A 15,066-nucleotide genomic window follows, 5' to 3' on the forward strand; every position below is an offset into this window, starting at 1 on the left:
TCCACTCCGACCGCGACGCCGAGATCACCTGCACCACACCATGATCAACCACCACCCCCAACCGACCCACACCGGGTTACGAGACATCCCTTAGTGCGGGACCTATGCCGGGGCGAAAGCTCCCACACCTGCCATTCATACGGAGGGGGTGAGGAGATCTTCTTTCGTGGCCGGTTCGTCCGGTGGGTTCTCGCTGAACGCCTCACCACGCAGTTCGCCGGGGCCGCCGGCGAGGTTCCCGTCCCGCTGCGCCCATTGCTGCAGGCGCTGCCGAAGGCCCCACGACCATGATCGGTCCTCGCGGGTCCAGCGTGATCGCAGCGGCGCGGCTGCTCTGCGCAGCGGCGCGAAACCCGGCAATCTGGTAACTCACGAGCGAACGCAGAATCGCGTTGATCACCTGACGGTGATCAACACCATCACCGCGCACCACCGTGCTACGGCGGCAAGATCACCACACGCCCGACCCGTCAACTCGCCTCGGCTCGAAGCGCAGACCCGTGCGAGGCATGGGCAGCCCGAAACCTAGCCGGCCCCGCTGTTCGACGACGTCGTCCGCCGCCACACCGCATCCCCGGGCCCGAGCACGCCCCGGCCCCGCCGTCCCCACCGCCGGACCCCACCACGCCACCCGAGCGATGACCGAGTCGTCCACCACCCCGACTGGCCGGCGTGATCCTCCCGGGTGGCCGGGGACGACACCCGTGCGTGCGGCGCTCATCCTCGTGATTTGTCCCGCAGCGGCACGGGGCGAACATGATGTCGCCGCCGGTTCAGTCCGGCGGTCGTCCACTCGGTGAACCGGCGATGCGCTGTCGGTACCGTGACCCCGAAGCTGGGCGGCAGGTGTCGCCAGGCGCACCCGCTGGTCAGCACGAACACGATCGCGGTGAACACTGCCCGGTCGTCCACTCGCGACATCCCGCCGCCCTGTGGGCGCGTCTTTCCCGCCGGGATCAGCGGTTCGACCAGCGCCCACAACGGCTTCGTGTTCCCGCTGGAGTTTCTCGCGGCGGTCATCGCGTTCCTCGCGCGACACGGAAGCAGCGGCCGCGCTGGGGATGTTCGCGACGTCGCGGCCGGCGCTCAGCGCTGTACACATCGTGGCGCCGCAGCAGCACACGAGCGTCGCTCTCGGCTTCTACCTCGGAGCGTTCGCGTGCGCGCTCGTGCCGCTGATCGTCGTCGCGTTCCTGGCAAAGCGCTCCTCGGTGTGGTGCTGCCCGTGTCTGCGATCCGCGCCGGATTGTCCGCCGCGTACCAGTTCGGCGCGCCGCACGCCGTACAAGCTGCCAGTGGGTGAGTCGCGCTCGCGCTGTTCGTCCTGGCACTCTACGCGGGCGGCGCGTTCCTCATCGAAGACGTCCACCAGCGCACCACCCTGCCGATCTTCCGGCGAGCCGGCGCACGCAAGGCCCTCGAAAGCGACCTTCCGGCGCAAACCGCCCGACTGCCAGACGAAGCGGGGGTCCGCAACCAGCTGTAACCGACGTGAGGCCTCCGCCCTGGTCTGGGTAGCCCGCCGCGTGGGCAGGCGGGGCGTCGAGCCCCTTCACCCAGTCGGCGATCCTCGTCGCACTGACCTGGGCCCGGGCTGTCGGTCGACCGGCCGTTCGTGCTGCGGCGGTGACTGCCGACGTGTCGGCTGCTCGCCCGGTCCATGCCACCGGCGATCGACGCGGTAATAGCGCGGCTGGGGGTGGCTGCGGCTTGTACCGGCCGCGCGCTGCTCGGCTCGGTGCTTGCGCGGCGGACCCGCTACTGGCGGGCGACATCGGCGGACCCGCTCCGCGTGCCGATCCCGATCTGACGCGCAACACAAAAATCCGCTTCACCTTCACCACCGAGGCGGGACTCGACGACGGGCTCGCCATGCCCTTCGTGGTGATCGTCCTGACGCCCGCCGGGCAGGCTCACGCCGGCCACGGTGATCATCCCGCGCCGCCGGTCCCGCGCCGAGGACTGGGCGGGCCGGGTACTCACGTCATCGCGTGCGCGACGAAGTAGACCGCCGCCGACACCGCCGCAGCGGCAGGGAACGTAAGCACCCAGCCCAGCACGATGTCGCGGGCGATGCCCCAGCGCACGGCCGAGAGCCGCTTCGTCGCGCCCACCCCCATGATCGCCGCGGTGATCACGTGCGTGGTGGAGATCGGCGCTTTTACCGCGAACGCCGTCACGTACAGCACGGACGAGGCCACCGACTCGGCGACGAACCCGTGCGGCGGATCGAGCGGGAACACCCGGCGGCCCAGGGTGCGCATGATCCGCAGGCCCCCCGAATAAGTGCCGAGCGACAGCGCACCAGCGCACAGCAGCGTCACCCACAGTGGCACTTCGAAGGTCTTCTGCTGCCCGGCCGCGACCAGGGCCAGCACGATCACACCCATGCCCTTCTGGGCGTCCTGCAAGCCGTGGCCGAGCGCCAGCGCCGAGGCGGACACGAGCTGGCAGCGGCGGAACACCCGGCCGCTGCGGTGCGGATTGGCGCGCCGCAACAGCCACAGCGCACCGACCATCGCGACGTAGCCGAGGATCAGCCCGAGCAGCGGTGAGGCCACCATCGGCACGAGGACCTTCTCGACGATGCCGGTCCAGTGCACCGTGCTCGCCGCCGCCAGCGCCGCGCCGACCATGCCACCGATCAGCGAATGCGAGGACGACGACGGCAGGCCGAAGAACCACGTGACGAGGTTCCACGCGATGGCACCGGTGAGCGCGGCGAACACGACCGTGAGCGCGCCCGGCCCGGCCGGGACGTCGATTACTCCCTTCGCGACGGTCGCGGCGACCCCGGTGGACAGCAGGGCGCCGGCGACGTTCATCACCGCGGCCAGGACAAGCGCCGCCCGGAGGGTCAGCGCACGGGTGGACACTGCGCCGGCGATGGCGTTCGCGGCGTCGTGGAAACCGTTGGTGTAGTCGAACACCAGGGTCAGCACCACGATCGTCACGAGGGCGGCCGGGCCCGTCACTAGGACTCCTTGACAGCGATCGTCTGCACCGCGTCGGCCACGTGTTCGAAGGCGTCGGCGGCGAATTCGAACTGCTCGACGACCTCCTTGGTCTTCAACACTTCCAGCGCGTCGGCACCGGGCTCGAACAGCTGCGCGAGAATGCGCCGGTAGACGCGGTCGGCTTCATTCTCCAGCTCGTTGATCTCGATCCAGAACGGCTCGCACTCGCTCACTTTCGCCAGGCCCGGCATGGCCGACGCGGTCAGCTCGGAGCACCGGCACAGCAGCCGGACGAGTGTCTCGGTGCCGGGTGGAAAGCTCCCGAGCCGGTAGAGCACCGACAGGTCGGCGGCCGTCTCCATGAAGTCCAGGACGTCGTCGATGCGGGCGGCGAGCGCCTGGATGTCCTCCCGGTCGAAAGGTGTGACGAAGGAGCTGTTGAGCTCGACCATGATCGTGTGCGTCAGCTCATCGCCACGGTGCTCCACATCCTGCAGACGCTTGGCGACCGGCTCCCGCTCCCCCGGCTCGGCATCGACGAGCTCCCGCAGCAGCCCGGTCGCGGTGACCAGATTGCCCGCCGCATCGGTGAGCAGGTCGAAGAACTTCGTTCCCCGTGGGGTCAGCCGCATGATCGTCCTTTCGCCTGCACACCGGGTTGCCGATAAATACCCGCGTTTAGGGCGGTTTCAACCGGCGGATTGGGGAAACCACCGGATCTGGACCCTCGGCACCGGGAGGAAACGTGACCCAGCCCCTGCGCGTCGCCGCGCTGACCTGCACGCTGAAGCCGAGCCCGGCGAAGTCGAGCAGCGATCTCATCGCGCACCAGCTGCTCGACTTGTTCGCAGAATACGGCGCCACCGGTGAAGTGGTGCGCGTGGTCGACTACGACGTCCGGCCGGGGGTGGAGGCCGACATGGGCGAGGGCGACGAATGGCCGCAGATCCGGCGTAAGATCAGTGCGGCCGACGTGCTGCTCGTGGCGACCCCGACCTGGGTCGGGCACATGTCGAGCGTCGCCCAGCGCGTGCTCGAGCGCCTCGACGCGGAACTGTCCGAAACGGACGACGAGGGCCGCCCGGCGATGTTCGGGAAGGTGGGGGTCGCCGCGGTGGTCGGGAACGAGGACGGAGCCCACAAGATCATCGCGGACCTGTTCCAGGCCCTCAACGATACCGGCTTCACCGTCCCTGCGCAGGGCGCGACCTACTGGAACGGCGAAGCCATGCAGGGCGGCGACTACAACGACCTCGACGAGACACCCAAGGCTGTCGCGTCGACGAACGCGACGCTCGTGCGCAACGCCGTACACCTGGCGAAACTGCTCAAGCGGGAGCAGTACCCCGCCGGCTAGAGCCATCTTTGCCGGTCGCTGGACCGCGGTACCCGGGCGGCATGAGTCAAAGCGTTGCGGACTATGTGCTCCAGCGGCTGCGCGAGTGGGACGTCGAGCAGGTGTTCGCGTATCCGGGCGACGGGATCAACGGGCTTGTCGCCTCGTTCGGGAAGGCCGACAACCGGCCGCGGTTCTTGCAGGCGCGCCACGAGGAGATGGCCGCGTTCGCGGCGGTCGGGTACGCCAAGTTCAGCGGGCGGCCGGGGGTGTGCATGGCGACGTCGGGACCGGGTGCGATCCACCTGCTTAACGGGCTCTACGACGCCAAGCCGGCAGCCGGCGGAACAGCTCGGACACGATGCTCATTGGATTGACCGGCGCGGCCGCCACAGCGGCTTCGCGGTCGACAGTGTCCCACCAGGACGCGACGTTCTTCTCGACCTTCTCGCGCCAGGATCGGTCTTCTTTGCTCGCCGGCTTCGACAGCAGCGCGCGCAGGGTCGCGCCAGCGTCGCTGACGAGGTTGACCTCGGTGGGGTAGCGCATCCCGATGAAGCGGCAGTCGAGGTCGATCTGCACGGCGCGCGCCTGGCCGAAATCGGGCAGGAACTGCGAGTACGGGAAGTTCGAGCCGACGATCAGCAGGGTGTCGCAGTCGCGCATCAGCTCGTAGCTCGGGCGCGTGCCGAGCAGGCCGATGGCGCCGGTGACCCACGGCAGGTCGTCGGGCAGGACGTCCTTGCCCAGCAATACTTTCGCCACTCCGGCACCGGTCACCTCGGCGACCTGGCGGACCTCGGCTGCCGCGCCGCGGGCGCCCTGGCCGACCAGGATCGCGATCTTCTCCCCCGCGTTGAGCACCTCGGCGGCGGCGTCGAGGTCGGCCTCCACGGGTACGGGACGGGGCCACGACGTGCTCGGTGGGCTGGAGGGCACCTGTTTGAACGCGTGCTGCGGCGGAGAGTACGGCTCTTGGCAAGCCCGCGGTCCTCGACGTCCGTTGCGATCCCGAGGTGCCGCCGATACCGCCGCACGCCACGTTCGAACGGATGCAATCCGCCACCGAGGCGGTCCTCAAGGGCGATACCGACGCGATGCACCTCGTGGTGCAGGGCGTGAAGACCAAGGTGCAGGAATTCCTCCCGAGCCGGCGGGACAAGTGACGCCCGGCTCGCCCGCGGTCGAGCACATCACGGCCCGCGCCCACCGCGTGCCGACCGAGACGCCGGAGGCCGACGGCACCCTCGAGTGGGACAGCACTTCTGGTCTCCTGTGCCTGTCCGCGGTGGACATCGCGTTGTCGGACGCGGCCGCGCGATCACTCGACGCGGCGCGAGAACCGGAGCGCGATTGAGCAGCCGAAGGGCAGGACGAACGAAACCTTGGTTGTGACCGGCAGTGGCCCGGCGATTCGAAGACTTTGTCGCCGGTCTCCAACCGGAAGCCGGGCACCATGCCCCGCGAAGCGCTCGCGTCCGCCGAGCGGTCCTGCGACCTCGCCCATCGCGAGCTCCTCACCCCGGGGTCGAGCGCGCGGCCCCCGGAACGGCTGTGCGAGATCAGCGGCCTCCCATAGCTCACGTGAGGACAAGGGTGCTCAGCCCATCGAACGAGCCGAACGAGACAGCGATCAGATCGATGAGCCAGCGCGGCGATCGCAAGCAGCTGGGCGAGTCGGCCAAACTCGGGGGCTGGCGTCGCCGCGGACCGTCACGGTGGCGGCTTCCGCCGTGGTAACCACGAGGATGCTCGGCGGACGAACGACGTACCCGGGAGCGGGTGTGCCCATGATGGAGGTCGTTCGGCGAGGACGGCGGAAGACGGCTTCGGGGCCGAACCGCGTACGACGCCCGGCAGGCATGATCGCTTCGCGATGGTTTCTGGCCCCACGACTCGGGTAACTACCATGAGGTGACCTCGACCAGGCTGCGGCGCAGCGACCCCGCCTCGCCCGGCATCCGGCGCCACCGGCGCGGCCGCGGCTTCTCCTACACCGGCGTCTCCGGCGAACGGCTCGCCGACCCCGAGGCACTGGCGCGCATAGACGGCCTCGTGATCCCGCCCGCGTGGCGTGACGTGTGGATCTGCCCGTGGGCCAACGGGCACATCCAGGCCGTCGGCACCGATGCCGCCGGCCGCCGCCAGTATCTCTACCACGCACAGTGGCGGCGTCAGCGCGACGAGGAGAAGCACGACCGCGTGCTGGCCATGGCCCGGCGGCTCCCGCAGTGGCGGACGGGCGTGGCGGAGGACCTGGCCGGACGCGGCCTCACCCGCCGGCGCGTGCTGGGGGCGGCTCTGCGCATGCTCGACCGCGGCATCTTCCGCACCGGCGGCGAAGAGTACGCGGAGGAAAACGGCACGCACGGCGTCGCGACACTGCTGCGTGAGCACGCCCGCGTCCGAGCCGGCGCGTGCGTGTTCGAGTACCCGGCCAAGGGCGGGATCGACCGGGCGGTGTCGATCGAGGACCCGGAGCTCGGGAAGGTGGTCCGGTCGCTGCTGCGCAGCCGGGCCGGCAGCGACCGGCTGCTCGTTTACCGCACCCCTGCTGGCTGGCACGAGATCCACGCCGCGGACGTCAACGACCGCTTCAAGGAGCTCGCGGGCGAGGACTGCACCGCCAAGGACCTGCGGACGTGGAACGCCACAGTGCTCGCGGCCACAGCCTTCGCGTCCGCCGAAACACCCCGGTCCGAGCGTGGGCGCAAGCGCGCCGAGGCAGCCGTGATGTGTGAGGTGTCCGAGGCGCTCGGGAACACCCCGGCCGTGTGCCGATCCTCCTATGTGGACCCGCGCCTGGTTGAGGCATACCGCTCGCAGCGGACCATTGCCCCGGCCGTAAAACGGGCCGCGAAGCTGGAGGGCGACGAAGCGCGGGCAGTGCTGGAGCGCGCCACCGCGCGGCTGCTCTCGAAGCTGCGCTGAACCGGCTGCTCGCCGACTGCGCGTCCGCGGCGATGTTCTCGCCAAAAATCCGTTGCAGAACGCAACGCCACTGCGCTGCGGGATGCCCTCGGCCTGGGCCGGGCACCTCGCACGCACCAACATCCAGGAACGACGAGCGGCAGACTTCGAAGAGCCCGTCTCTGCGATGGCGGTCCGCACTCGTTCACGGGAGACCGACCACCAGCACGATGCGGACGCCCTGGACACCGTCGCCGCCCGGTCGAGCGAGGCACGTCCGGCGTCGGCCTGCTGGCATCACGGCGATCCAGGACGGCAAGACCGCATTCACCGACGAACGCGCGCGGGAACTCGACCGAGGCCAGTCCACGGCACGGGAAGGACCGGTGCCCGCGCCCGGCGACCGCCGGGCGCGCTCAACCTCATCGGATTCGCCGACCACGGGTTCGAGGCGTCGACGAATGGCTGCTGCCGGTGCAGCCCACCCTCGTCTCCTTCGGGCTGCGCACCCCGGCACCGCGACCGGCCGGACCAGGCCATGTGCTTGCGCGCCGTCGACGAGCAGGCGAGCTGCCTGCTCATCAACCGGGACGACGTCGACCCGGTGGATGGCAGCGCTTGATCAACGGGTCGTTGAACAAGGTTGTCGACGACCTGGCCGGCAAGCTCGGCGGCGTCGACGTGCTCGTGAACTGCGCTGGCACCGGCAGCCGTGAGCTGGGCGTCGACATGGACTTCGCGACCTGGCGGCGCATGCTCGATGTCGATCTCGCCGGGATATTCCTGTGTACGCAACGCGCCGTGCGGCGCATGATCGCCGCCGGGCGAGGAGAACGGATAATCACCATCACGAGCGTGCACGAGGACGTGCCCCGCGTCGGCGCGGCGCCCTACTGCGCGGCCAAGGCCGGCGCGGGCGCGCTCACCCAGGTGCTGGCGCTGGAACTCGCGGAACACGGCATCGCCGTGACTCCGTCGCGCCCGGCGAGATCACCACTCCGATGACCGGCCAGACCGACGCCGACCCGCGCGAGCAGGACCGGCCCGGCATTCCGCTCGTCCGTCCGGGTCACGCCCGCGAGGTCGCCGCCGCTGTCGCGTTCCTGGCCACACCGGCCGCCGGATACATCACCGGCGCGTCCCTCGTCGTCGACGGCGGGCTCCTGCTGATGGGCGCGCAGGCAGGCACCGCGTTCCCGGACCAGAGCTGGCGCACGCCGTAGGTTCCCGACCGCGCCGCGCGGGGTACTCCCGAGGCATGAGCAAGACCCTGTACAGCCAGCTGAACCTCGTCCGCAGCGCCCCTGGCGGGCTTGCGGCCGGCCGGGTGCTCACACCGGTGTGGCAGCGGATCGCCGGGAACAACGAGGCGCGGAACGCCACCGACAAGCACCGCACGTGGCAAGAGCTCCTCATCGCCGGGGCCGTGCAAGGCGCCATCCTCGATGCTGTGACGGCCGCCGCCGCACGGACCGGAGCAGTCGCCTTCGAGAAGGCCTGCGTTGTGTGGCCCGGCAAAAACTGAACCCTGGAGGCACCATGGACGACGAACCCCGCACCCGAGAACCGCGCCATCCGGCCGGCGAAGCGGACTCAAGCGGCAATCACCCGGACGAACCGGCACCACCGCGGCGCAACCCGCGCGATACCCCCCTCGAAGACGACGAGGGCCGCGCCCGGCGCGGACACCCCGGCGGGTCGGAGAACTTCCGCGGCGGCGACTGAGCGGCGCCCGGCGGACCCGATCGGGGAGCGGGGCCCGCCGGGCGCCTGCACCCACGTTCCGCTCGCACGGTCATCGCGGCCGGGTACCCCTCTCCCGGCAACGTTTAACGCGGATTTTCCGGGAAATCAGAGTGCCATGACCGCACCCGAACCCCGGCGCCTGCGCGTGCTGCTGTGGCACGTCCACGGCTCGTGGACCGACGCCTTCGTCCGCGGCCGGCACCAGTGCCTCCTGCCGGTCTCCCCCGCCGGCGCGCCGTGGGGGCTCGGGCTCGCCGGGCGTGACTGGCCTTCGGCGAGCGAGGTGCCGCTCGACGCGGTGGCCGTAGCCGAACCCGACGTCGTGGTAGTGCAGCGGCCCGAGGAGCTCGGGGTGGCCGAACGGCTGGGCGTGCCGATCGTCTACGTCGAGCACAACGCTCCGCGGCCCTACGCCGCCTCGAGCGAGCACCCGCTGGCCGGGCGCTCGGACATCACCGTCGTGCACGTGACGCATTTCAACGACGCCATGTGGGACTGCGGCAACGCGCCCACGAAGGTCATCCCCCACGGCATCCCCGACCCCGGCACGCGCTACACGGGTGAGCTCGAGGCCGGTGTCTCGATGATCAACGAGCCGGTGCGCCGCGCCCGCGTGACCGGCGCCGACCTTCTGGACGTACTCGCCGAGGTCGCGCCCGTCGACGTCTTCGGCATGGGCACCGACGAGCTGACCGGGCGCGTGCGTGGGCTCGGCGACGTCACGGCGCCCGCGCTGCACGACGAGATCGCGCGCCGGCGGGTGTTCCTGCACACCGCGCGCTGGACGTCGCTGGGCCTGTCGCTGCTGGAGGCGATGCACCTCGCGATGCCGGTGGTCGTGTTCGCCTCGACCGAAGCAGTCGCCGCCGTGCCGCCCGAGGCCGGGGTGCTCTCCACCGACGTCTCCGTGCTGGCCGACGGATTCCGCGAGCTCCTGCACGAACCGGACTACGCCGCGCTCGCGGGCCAGAACGCGCGGGCGTACGCACTGAAACACTTCGGTCTCGACGCCTTCCTGGGCGCCTGGGACGAGCTCCTCACCGAAACCACTCGCTGATCACCGCTGACCCGAAGGGAGCACGACCCCGATGAAGATCGCGATGGTGTCCGAGCACGCGAACCCCCTCGCCGCACTGGGCGGAGAAGACGCCGGCGGGCAGAACGTGCACGTCGCCGAGCTGTCGGCGGCGCTCGTACGGGCCGGCCACGAGGTCACCGTCTACACCCGCCGCGAGAACCCAGACCAAGCCGAGGAGCTCCAGACGCCCCAGGGCTACCGCGTCGTGCACGTGCCCGCCGGCCCGGCGCGCACGCTGCCCAAGGACCAGCTGCTGCCGCACATGGGCGCGTTCGGCAGCTACCTGCGCGACCGCTGGAGCGCCGAGCGGCCCGACCTCGCCCACGCCCACTTCTGGATGTCGGGCATCGCCACGTCGCTGGCCGCCCAGGCCACCGGCACCCCGACCGCGCAGACCTTCCACGCGCTGGGTGTGGTGAAAAAGCGCTACCAAGGTGACCAGGACACCAGCCCGACCGACCGGATTCGCCTGGAGCGCCTCATCGGCCGCCGCGCGGGCCGCGTGATCGCCACGTGCTCCGACGAGGTTTTCGAGCTCTCCCGCCTGGGCGTGCCACGCACCCGCATTTCCGTCGTGCCGTGCGGCGTCGACCTCAAGCGCTTCAGCCCCGACGGCCGCGTCGCCAAGCGCCGGGCCGCCCACCGCCTGGTCGCTGTCGGCCGGCTGGTGCCGCGCAAGGGGTTCGACACGGCGATCGTCGCGCTCGCGCAGCTGCCAAACACCGAGCTCGTGATCGCCGGTGGCCCGGAGAAGGGGCGCCTGGCGTCCGACCCGGAGGCCCAGCGGCTGCGGGACCTCGCGCAGCGGTCCGGCGTCGCTGACCGGGTGCGGTTCGCCGGGCAGGTGGCGCGTTCGGAGATGCCCGCGCTGCTGCGCTCAGCCGACGCGGTGGTCTGCACGCCGTGGTACGAACCGTTCGGCATCGTCCCGCTGGAAGCCATGGCCTGCGGGGTGCCCGTCGTGGCCGCCGCGGTGGGCGGGCTCACCGACACCGTCGTGGACGGGGTCACCGGCCGGCTCGTGCGCCCGCGCCGCGCGAACGAGCTCGCGTCGCGGCTGCGATTGCTCGTCGAGGACCCGGCGCTGGGCCACGCGTACGGGGTCGCCGGCCTGGACCGGGTACGGGCGCGCTACTCGTGGGACCGCGTCGCGGCGGACACGGCCCGGGCATACGACAAGATCGTGCCGGGACTCGCCGTAGCCGCGGAAGCACAGTGACCACGGGCCCTGCCCGGCGGCGCACCCGCTCGGGGCAGGGCCCGCACTCAGCCCACGTAGCGGCGAGCTTTCGACTTCCGCTGCGGCCCTTCCAGCAGCCGCAGCCCTTCCTCCACCGCCGGCGGCACCACGCGGCGCTCGGCCAGCACCGACGGCAGTCCCCGCGCCACCTCGCCCAGGGCGGCCAGCGTCGCGCTGTCCAGGGGCGCCGAGCGCAGCACGTCGGCACCGCGGCGGAAGACCGCGGGCCAGGGGCGGCGCAGGAGCAGCGTCCAGAGCGTGTTGCGGATACCCAGGCGCCGCCGGCGGCGGGGATCGCGAAGCGGCGAAGGCGCGTGGTGGATCACGACGTCCTCGGCCCAGCACATCCACCAGCCGCGCGCGGCGAGATCGAGGGCGAAGAGCTCTTCCTCGCCGCCGAGCCACATCCTGGGCGAGAACCCGCCGACTTCGCCGAAGGCGTCGACGCGCACCGCGGTAAGGCCGGCCATGATCCCGAGCAGCGCGGGGCCCGGGAGCCAGTCCGGGCCGGCCACGGGCGAGTGGCGCAGCTCGGGGGTGATCGGGTCCTCCGCCAGCCCGGGCTCGACGAGGCACCGGCCCGTCACGGAACCGAGGCCCGGGTATTGGTCGAGCAGCTCGCCGGCGCGGGTCAGTGCGCCCGGCTGCCAGCAGGTGTCGTCATCGCAGAACGCGACGTAGGGCGTCGTCACCTCGGCGACCGCGATATTGCGTGCGACCGCGCCGAGGTTCTCGTCCAGCCGCAAGAGCCGGACGCCGGGGAATTCGCGCGCCACCATCGACGCCGAGCCGTCGGTGGACGCGTTGTCCGCGACGACGATCGGAGCTTCGTCGGGCAGCGACGTCATGTGCGCCAGCGTGCGCCGGAGCTGTTCGCGGCGGTTGCGGGTGATGATCACGACCGAGATGCGGGGCACTTCGCGGTTCCTTCCAGTGTGCGGGCCTGCTGTTCGACGGGGTCGGGTAGCACGCGTCGTTCGCGCACGGCGCGCGGCAGCCGCGGCAGCGCGCCCAGTACGGCCGACGGCGCGCTCCGGGCCGTACGCAGCACTTCGCGCCACGGCCGGCGCAGCACGGCGATGAGCAGCCGGTTGCGGGCCTCCGCGCGGCGGCGCCACGACGACGGCGGCCGCGAGCGGGACGGGTGGTGGTGCGCCCGCAGGTCCTCGACGTAACAAAGCTCCCATCCGCGCGCGGCGAGGTCGTAGGAAAGCAACTGCTCCTCCGCCCCGAAGTGCAGCAGCGGGCTGAAGCCACCTACCTCGAGGTAGGCCTCACAGCGCACGATCGCCGAGCACGCCAGAAAGCCGAGCACCAGTGGTCCGGGCGCGTCGCCGGGCCGCCCCAGTGGACTGTCCGCCATCTCCGGGATCACGGGGTCCTCGCGGCACTCAGGGCCGACGAGCGTACGGGCGGCGAGCAGACCTACGCGGGGGTGCTCGCCGAAGATGCGCTCGGCCTTGTTCAGTGCGTCCGGCGCCCACCACGAGTCGTCGTCGCTGAAGGCCACGTAAGGCGTGCCGGCCACCCGGACGCCCAGGTTGCGCGCCGCGGCGCCGAGGTTGTGCGGCAGCCGGATCAGGCGCACCTGCGGATAGGATGAGGCGACGGCCGCGGTGTTGTCGCGAGACGCGTTGTCCAGCACCACAATCGGAGGTTCAGGGTCCAGAGTGGACAGTTCCGCGAGCGTCCGGTCGAGCTCGCGAGCCCGGTCCCGGGTCGCGACGACCACCGTCGTGCGCGCGCTCACCGCGAGCTCACCAGCTCTTCGATCAGACCGGCCAAAGTGGGCTCCGGTCCCCCCGCGCCCGTGGCTGCCCTGGCCCGCCCATCGGCCGAAAGGCACCACGCCAGCCGGTCATCCAGCAGCGCGCGGTCGCCCGCGTCCGACGCGGCGACGACGGGCCAGTCCAGGGCGCGCCCCTGTGCGGTCACCTTGCCGCCTCCCGAGACGGGATCGACCGCGACCACCGGCACCCCGGCCTTGAGGCCCAGCACCAGCCCGTGCAGCCTGGTCGTGACCACCACGTCCATCCTGGACAGTGCGGTCACGAACTGGTCCGGGGTGGCGCACCGCTGCCAGTCCTCGTGCGCGAGCCGCGAATCCAGCGACACGTGGGCGCAGTCGAGGCCGGCCAGCCAACCGGTGAGCGCGTCGTGCACCTCGTCGTGGCGACCGGCCGTGCCGTACTCCGGCTGTCGTGGCGCGAGCACGACCCCGAGCACCGGCACCGACGACAGGGCCGCGCCCAACGACAGGTCCGGGGCCGACGTCGTGGCGTCGTCACGCGGGAGGAGGCGGTGGAACCCGGTCACGGCCGCGTCGGCTGGGTCGCCCGGGTCGGCCGGGTCGGGCACCGACACGCCCACCGCGACGCGCCGGCATTCCGAGTACCGTTCGTGCAGGTCACGCAGCTGCGGCCCGTGCACCGGGCCACAGCCGAACACCACGTGCGTGTAGTCCCCGGGTGATGCTGCGTCCAGGTGCAGCATGCCTGGGCGGAACGCCAGGCTCCATACGACGTCGTGGTCGATCCCCGCGGCCGCCAGCGCGGCCGCGGCAGCGCGCAACCCCAGGACGTCACCGGCCGTCGCTTCTCCGTGCAGAAAACTGGCCCAACCCGTGAGCAGAACTCGCATACCCCTCGGGTACCCGCCCGTGCCCGCCTCACACGGTTTCGCCGCCATCTGCGCCAGGTAGCCGCCACGGCATGACGACCAGGCGATTCGATCGCGCCGTGGTGACCGGAGGCGCCGGTTTCGTCGGCGCCCACCTATGCGCACTCCTGCTTTCCGAAGGTCTCGAAGTGACCGCTGTGGACAATCTTGCGACCTCCTCGGCCGCCACGCTCGAGGGCCTCCGCCGCCACGACCGCTTCCGGTTCGTGCGCCACGACGTCACCGAAGCGATCCCCCACGAGGACCGGGTGGACGTCGTGTTCCACCTCGCGTCCGCAGCCTCGCCGCGCGACTACCTCGCGCTGCCGATCGAAACCTTGCGCGCCGGCTCCCACGGCACGGAGCAGGCACTCGAACTCGCCCGCCGCGACGGCGCCCGCTTCGTGCTCGCCTCCACCAGCGAGGTCTACGGCGATCCCCTGGAACACCCACAGCACGAACGCTACTGGGGCAACGTCAACCCAGTCGGACCGCGCAGCGTCTACGACGAAGCCAAGCGCTACGCCGAGGCGCTCACCTCCGCATACCGGCGGGAGCACGGCGTCGACACGGCCATCGCCCGGATCTTCAACACTTACGGCCCCGGGATGCGCGTGAACGACGGCCGCATGATTCCGGCGTTCTTCACGCAGGCGCTGGCCGGAGAGCCACTCACCGTGACCGGTACCGGCAAGCAGACTCGCTCGATCTGCTACGTCGAGGACACCGTCGGCGGCCTCGTCGCGCTCGCTCGCTCCGGGTATCCGGGGCCGGTCAACCTCGGCAACCCCGACGAGCTGACCGTCCGTCAGGTCGCCGAACGCGTGAAGCAAATCACCGGTTCCAGCTCGCTGTCGAGTGCGTCGACGCGGTCGTCGACGACCCGCAGCGGCGGTGCCCCGACATCTCCCTCGCACGCGACATCCTGGGATGGGAACCCAAGATCGACGCGGATGACGGGCTCCGCCGCACAGCGGCGTGGTTCCGGCAGGTCCGTCGCGCTGAGTAGCGACGCCCAGGGCTTTTGCCGTCGGCCGTTTATTTATGACTTCGCCGGGTAGCGCTATAGACGAACGCGGGTCCGCCGGCGGGCCCCCGGACGCCAGAGGCAGGTCGATGCGCATACTCGGGATCAACGCCG

General features: G+C 71.1%; 14 protein-coding genes and 6 pseudogenes. 12 read left to right on the forward strand and 8 right to left on the reverse strand.

Annotated elements, in window-relative coordinates:
- Positions 1 to 765: 765 nt before the first annotated feature.
- Together AB0383_RS49355 and AB0383_RS49360 are read right to left on the reverse strand one after the other, a co-directional pair.
- Positions 766 to 1,020 (reverse strand): annotated as a pseudogene (locus AB0383_RS49355) (transposase); the annotation flags it as partial.
- Positions 1,021 to 1,141: 121 nt separating this feature from the next.
- Positions 1,142 to 1,369: a hypothetical protein gene (locus tag AB0383_RS49360; protein WP_364189828.1), complete on the reverse strand. Its 228-nt coding sequence runs from the start codon at positions 1,367 to 1,369 to the stop codon at positions 1,142 to 1,144.
- A 341-nt stretch (positions 1,370 to 1,710) separates the two neighbouring features.
- Between AB0383_RS49360 and AB0383_RS49365 the strand changes: the two genes are divergently transcribed.
- Positions 1,711 to 2,007 carry a hypothetical protein gene (locus AB0383_RS49365; protein ID WP_364189830.1) on the forward strand — a complete coding sequence of 99 codons (297 nt, stop codon included), beginning with the start codon at positions 1,711 to 1,713 and terminating at the stop codon, positions 2,005 to 2,007.
- On the opposite strand, the gene AB0383_RS49370 is transcribed toward AB0383_RS49365, so the two are convergent.
- A complete protein-coding gene (locus AB0383_RS49370; RefSeq protein WP_364189833.1) occupies positions 1,980 to 2,975 on the reverse strand; it encodes an inorganic phosphate transporter in 996 nt (331 codons plus the stop codon). The genes AB0383_RS49365 and AB0383_RS49370 overlap by 28 nt on opposite strands.
- Positions 2,975 to 3,589 carry a DUF47 family protein gene (locus tag AB0383_RS49375; protein WP_364189836.1) on the reverse strand — a complete coding sequence of 205 codons (615 nt, stop codon included), beginning with the start codon at positions 3,587 to 3,589 and terminating at the stop codon, positions 2,975 to 2,977. The genes AB0383_RS49370 and AB0383_RS49375 overlap by 1 nt, the downstream gene beginning before the upstream one ends.
- Before the next feature lie 113 nt (positions 3,590 to 3,702).
- Between AB0383_RS49375 and AB0383_RS49380 the strand changes: the two genes are divergently transcribed.
- Both AB0383_RS49380 and AB0383_RS49385 read left to right on the forward strand, forming a co-directional pair.
- A complete protein-coding gene (locus AB0383_RS49380) occupies positions 3,703 to 4,314 on the forward strand; it encodes an NAD(P)H-dependent oxidoreductase (protein WP_364189839.1) in 612 nt (203 codons plus the stop codon).
- A gap of 41 nt (positions 4,315 to 4,355) precedes the next feature.
- Positions 4,356 to 4,625: pseudogene (locus tag AB0383_RS49385) on the forward strand (thiamine pyrophosphate-binding protein); the annotation flags it as partial.
- Position 4,626: 1 nt separating this feature from the next.
- Here the strand turns inward: AB0383_RS49385 and AB0383_RS49390 are convergent.
- Positions 4,627 to 5,271, reverse strand: a pseudogene (locus AB0383_RS49390) (thiamine pyrophosphate-requiring protein); the annotation flags it as partial.
- Between AB0383_RS49390 and AB0383_RS49395 the strand changes: the two are divergent.
- The 8 genes and pseudogenes from AB0383_RS49395 to AB0383_RS49430 all read left to right on the forward strand — a co-directional run.
- A pseudogene (locus AB0383_RS49395) lies at positions 5,268 to 5,459 on the forward strand (hypothetical protein); the annotation flags it as partial. The pseudogenes AB0383_RS49390 and AB0383_RS49395 overlap by 4 nt on opposite strands.
- Entirely contained in the window at positions 5,456 to 5,650 is a 195-nt protein-coding gene (locus AB0383_RS49400) for a hypothetical protein (protein ID WP_366191583.1), read from the forward strand. The pseudogene AB0383_RS49395 and the gene AB0383_RS49400, both read left to right, overlap by 4 nt.
- 557 nt (positions 5,651 to 6,207) lie before the next feature.
- Positions 6,208 to 7,224: a DNA topoisomerase IB gene (locus AB0383_RS49405; RefSeq protein ID WP_366191585.1), complete on the forward strand. Its 1,017-nt coding sequence runs from the start codon at positions 6,208 to 6,210 to the stop codon at positions 7,222 to 7,224.
- Between the two features lie 666 nt (positions 7,225 to 7,890).
- Positions 7,891 to 8,426 (forward strand): annotated as a pseudogene (locus AB0383_RS49410) (SDR family oxidoreductase).
- A gap of 35 nt (positions 8,427 to 8,461) precedes the next feature.
- A complete protein-coding gene (locus tag AB0383_RS49415) occupies positions 8,462 to 8,728 on the forward strand; it encodes a DUF4235 domain-containing protein (RefSeq protein WP_364189844.1) in 267 nt (88 codons plus the stop codon).
- 14 nt (positions 8,729 to 8,742) lie between these two features.
- Entirely contained in the window at positions 8,743 to 8,928 is a 186-nt protein-coding gene (locus AB0383_RS49420) for a hypothetical protein (protein WP_364189847.1), read from the forward strand.
- 136 nt (positions 8,929 to 9,064) lie between these two features.
- A complete protein-coding gene (locus tag AB0383_RS49425; RefSeq protein WP_364189849.1) occupies positions 9,065 to 10,006 on the forward strand; it encodes a glycosyltransferase in 942 nt (313 codons plus the stop codon).
- Positions 10,007 to 10,037: 31 nt separating this feature from the next.
- Entirely contained in the window at positions 10,038 to 11,246 is a 1,209-nt protein-coding gene (locus AB0383_RS49430) for a glycosyltransferase (RefSeq protein ID WP_364189852.1), read from the forward strand.
- 47 nt (positions 11,247 to 11,293) lie between these two features.
- Here the strand turns inward: AB0383_RS49430 and AB0383_RS49435 are convergent, their stop codons facing one another.
- The 3 genes from AB0383_RS49435 to AB0383_RS49445 are packed head-to-tail and all read right to left on the reverse strand — an operon-like array spanning position 11,294 to position 13,907.
- Complete coding sequence (locus AB0383_RS49435; RefSeq protein ID WP_364189855.1) at positions 11,294 to 12,184, reverse strand: glycosyltransferase; 891 nt, start codon at positions 12,182 to 12,184, stop codon at positions 11,294 to 11,296.
- Positions 12,163 to 13,017: a glycosyltransferase gene (locus AB0383_RS49440; RefSeq protein WP_364189858.1), complete on the reverse strand. Its 855-nt coding sequence runs from the start codon at positions 13,015 to 13,017 to the stop codon at positions 12,163 to 12,165. Before AB0383_RS49440 ends, AB0383_RS49435 begins: the two co-directional genes overlap by 22 nt.
- Positions 13,014 to 13,907, reverse strand: a complete 894-nt coding sequence (locus AB0383_RS49445; RefSeq protein WP_364189861.1) for a polysaccharide pyruvyl transferase family protein — start codon at positions 13,905 to 13,907, stop codon at positions 13,014 to 13,016. The genes AB0383_RS49440 and AB0383_RS49445 overlap by 4 nt, the downstream gene beginning before the upstream one ends.
- A 71-nt stretch (positions 13,908 to 13,978) precedes the next feature.
- Here AB0383_RS49445 and AB0383_RS49450 point away from each other — a divergent pair.
- Positions 13,979 to 14,934: pseudogene (locus tag AB0383_RS49450) on the forward strand (UDP-glucuronic acid decarboxylase family protein).
- Positions 14,935 to 15,066: the final 132 nt, after the last annotated feature.

It is taken from the genome of Amycolatopsis sp. NPDC051373 (genome assembly GCF_040689465.1).
Classification (GTDB): Bacteria; Actinomycetota; Actinomycetes; order Mycobacteriales; family Pseudonocardiaceae; genus Amycolatopsis.

Coding starts and splice junctions, on each gene's coding strand:
- AB0383_RS49445 (WP_364189861.1), bottom strand. CDS start 13,907: ATGCGAGTTCTGCTCACGGGTTGGGCCAGTTTTCTGCACGGAGAAGCG.
- AB0383_RS49375 (WP_364189836.1), bottom strand. CDS start 3,589: ATGCGGCTGACCCCACGGGGAACGAAGTTCTTCGACCTGCTCACCGAT.
- AB0383_RS49425 (WP_364189849.1), top strand. CDS start 9,065: ATGACCGCACCCGAACCCCGGCGCCTGCGCGTGCTGCTGTGGCACGTC.
- AB0383_RS49430 (WP_364189852.1), top strand. CDS start 10,038: ATGAAGATCGCGATGGTGTCCGAGCACGCGAACCCCCTCGCCGCACTG.
- AB0383_RS49415 (WP_364189844.1), top strand. CDS start 8,462: ATGAGCAAGACCCTGTACAGCCAGCTGAACCTCGTCCGCAGCGCCCCT.
- AB0383_RS49420 (WP_364189847.1), top strand. CDS start 8,743: ATGGACGACGAACCCCGCACCCGAGAACCGCGCCATCCGGCCGGCGAA.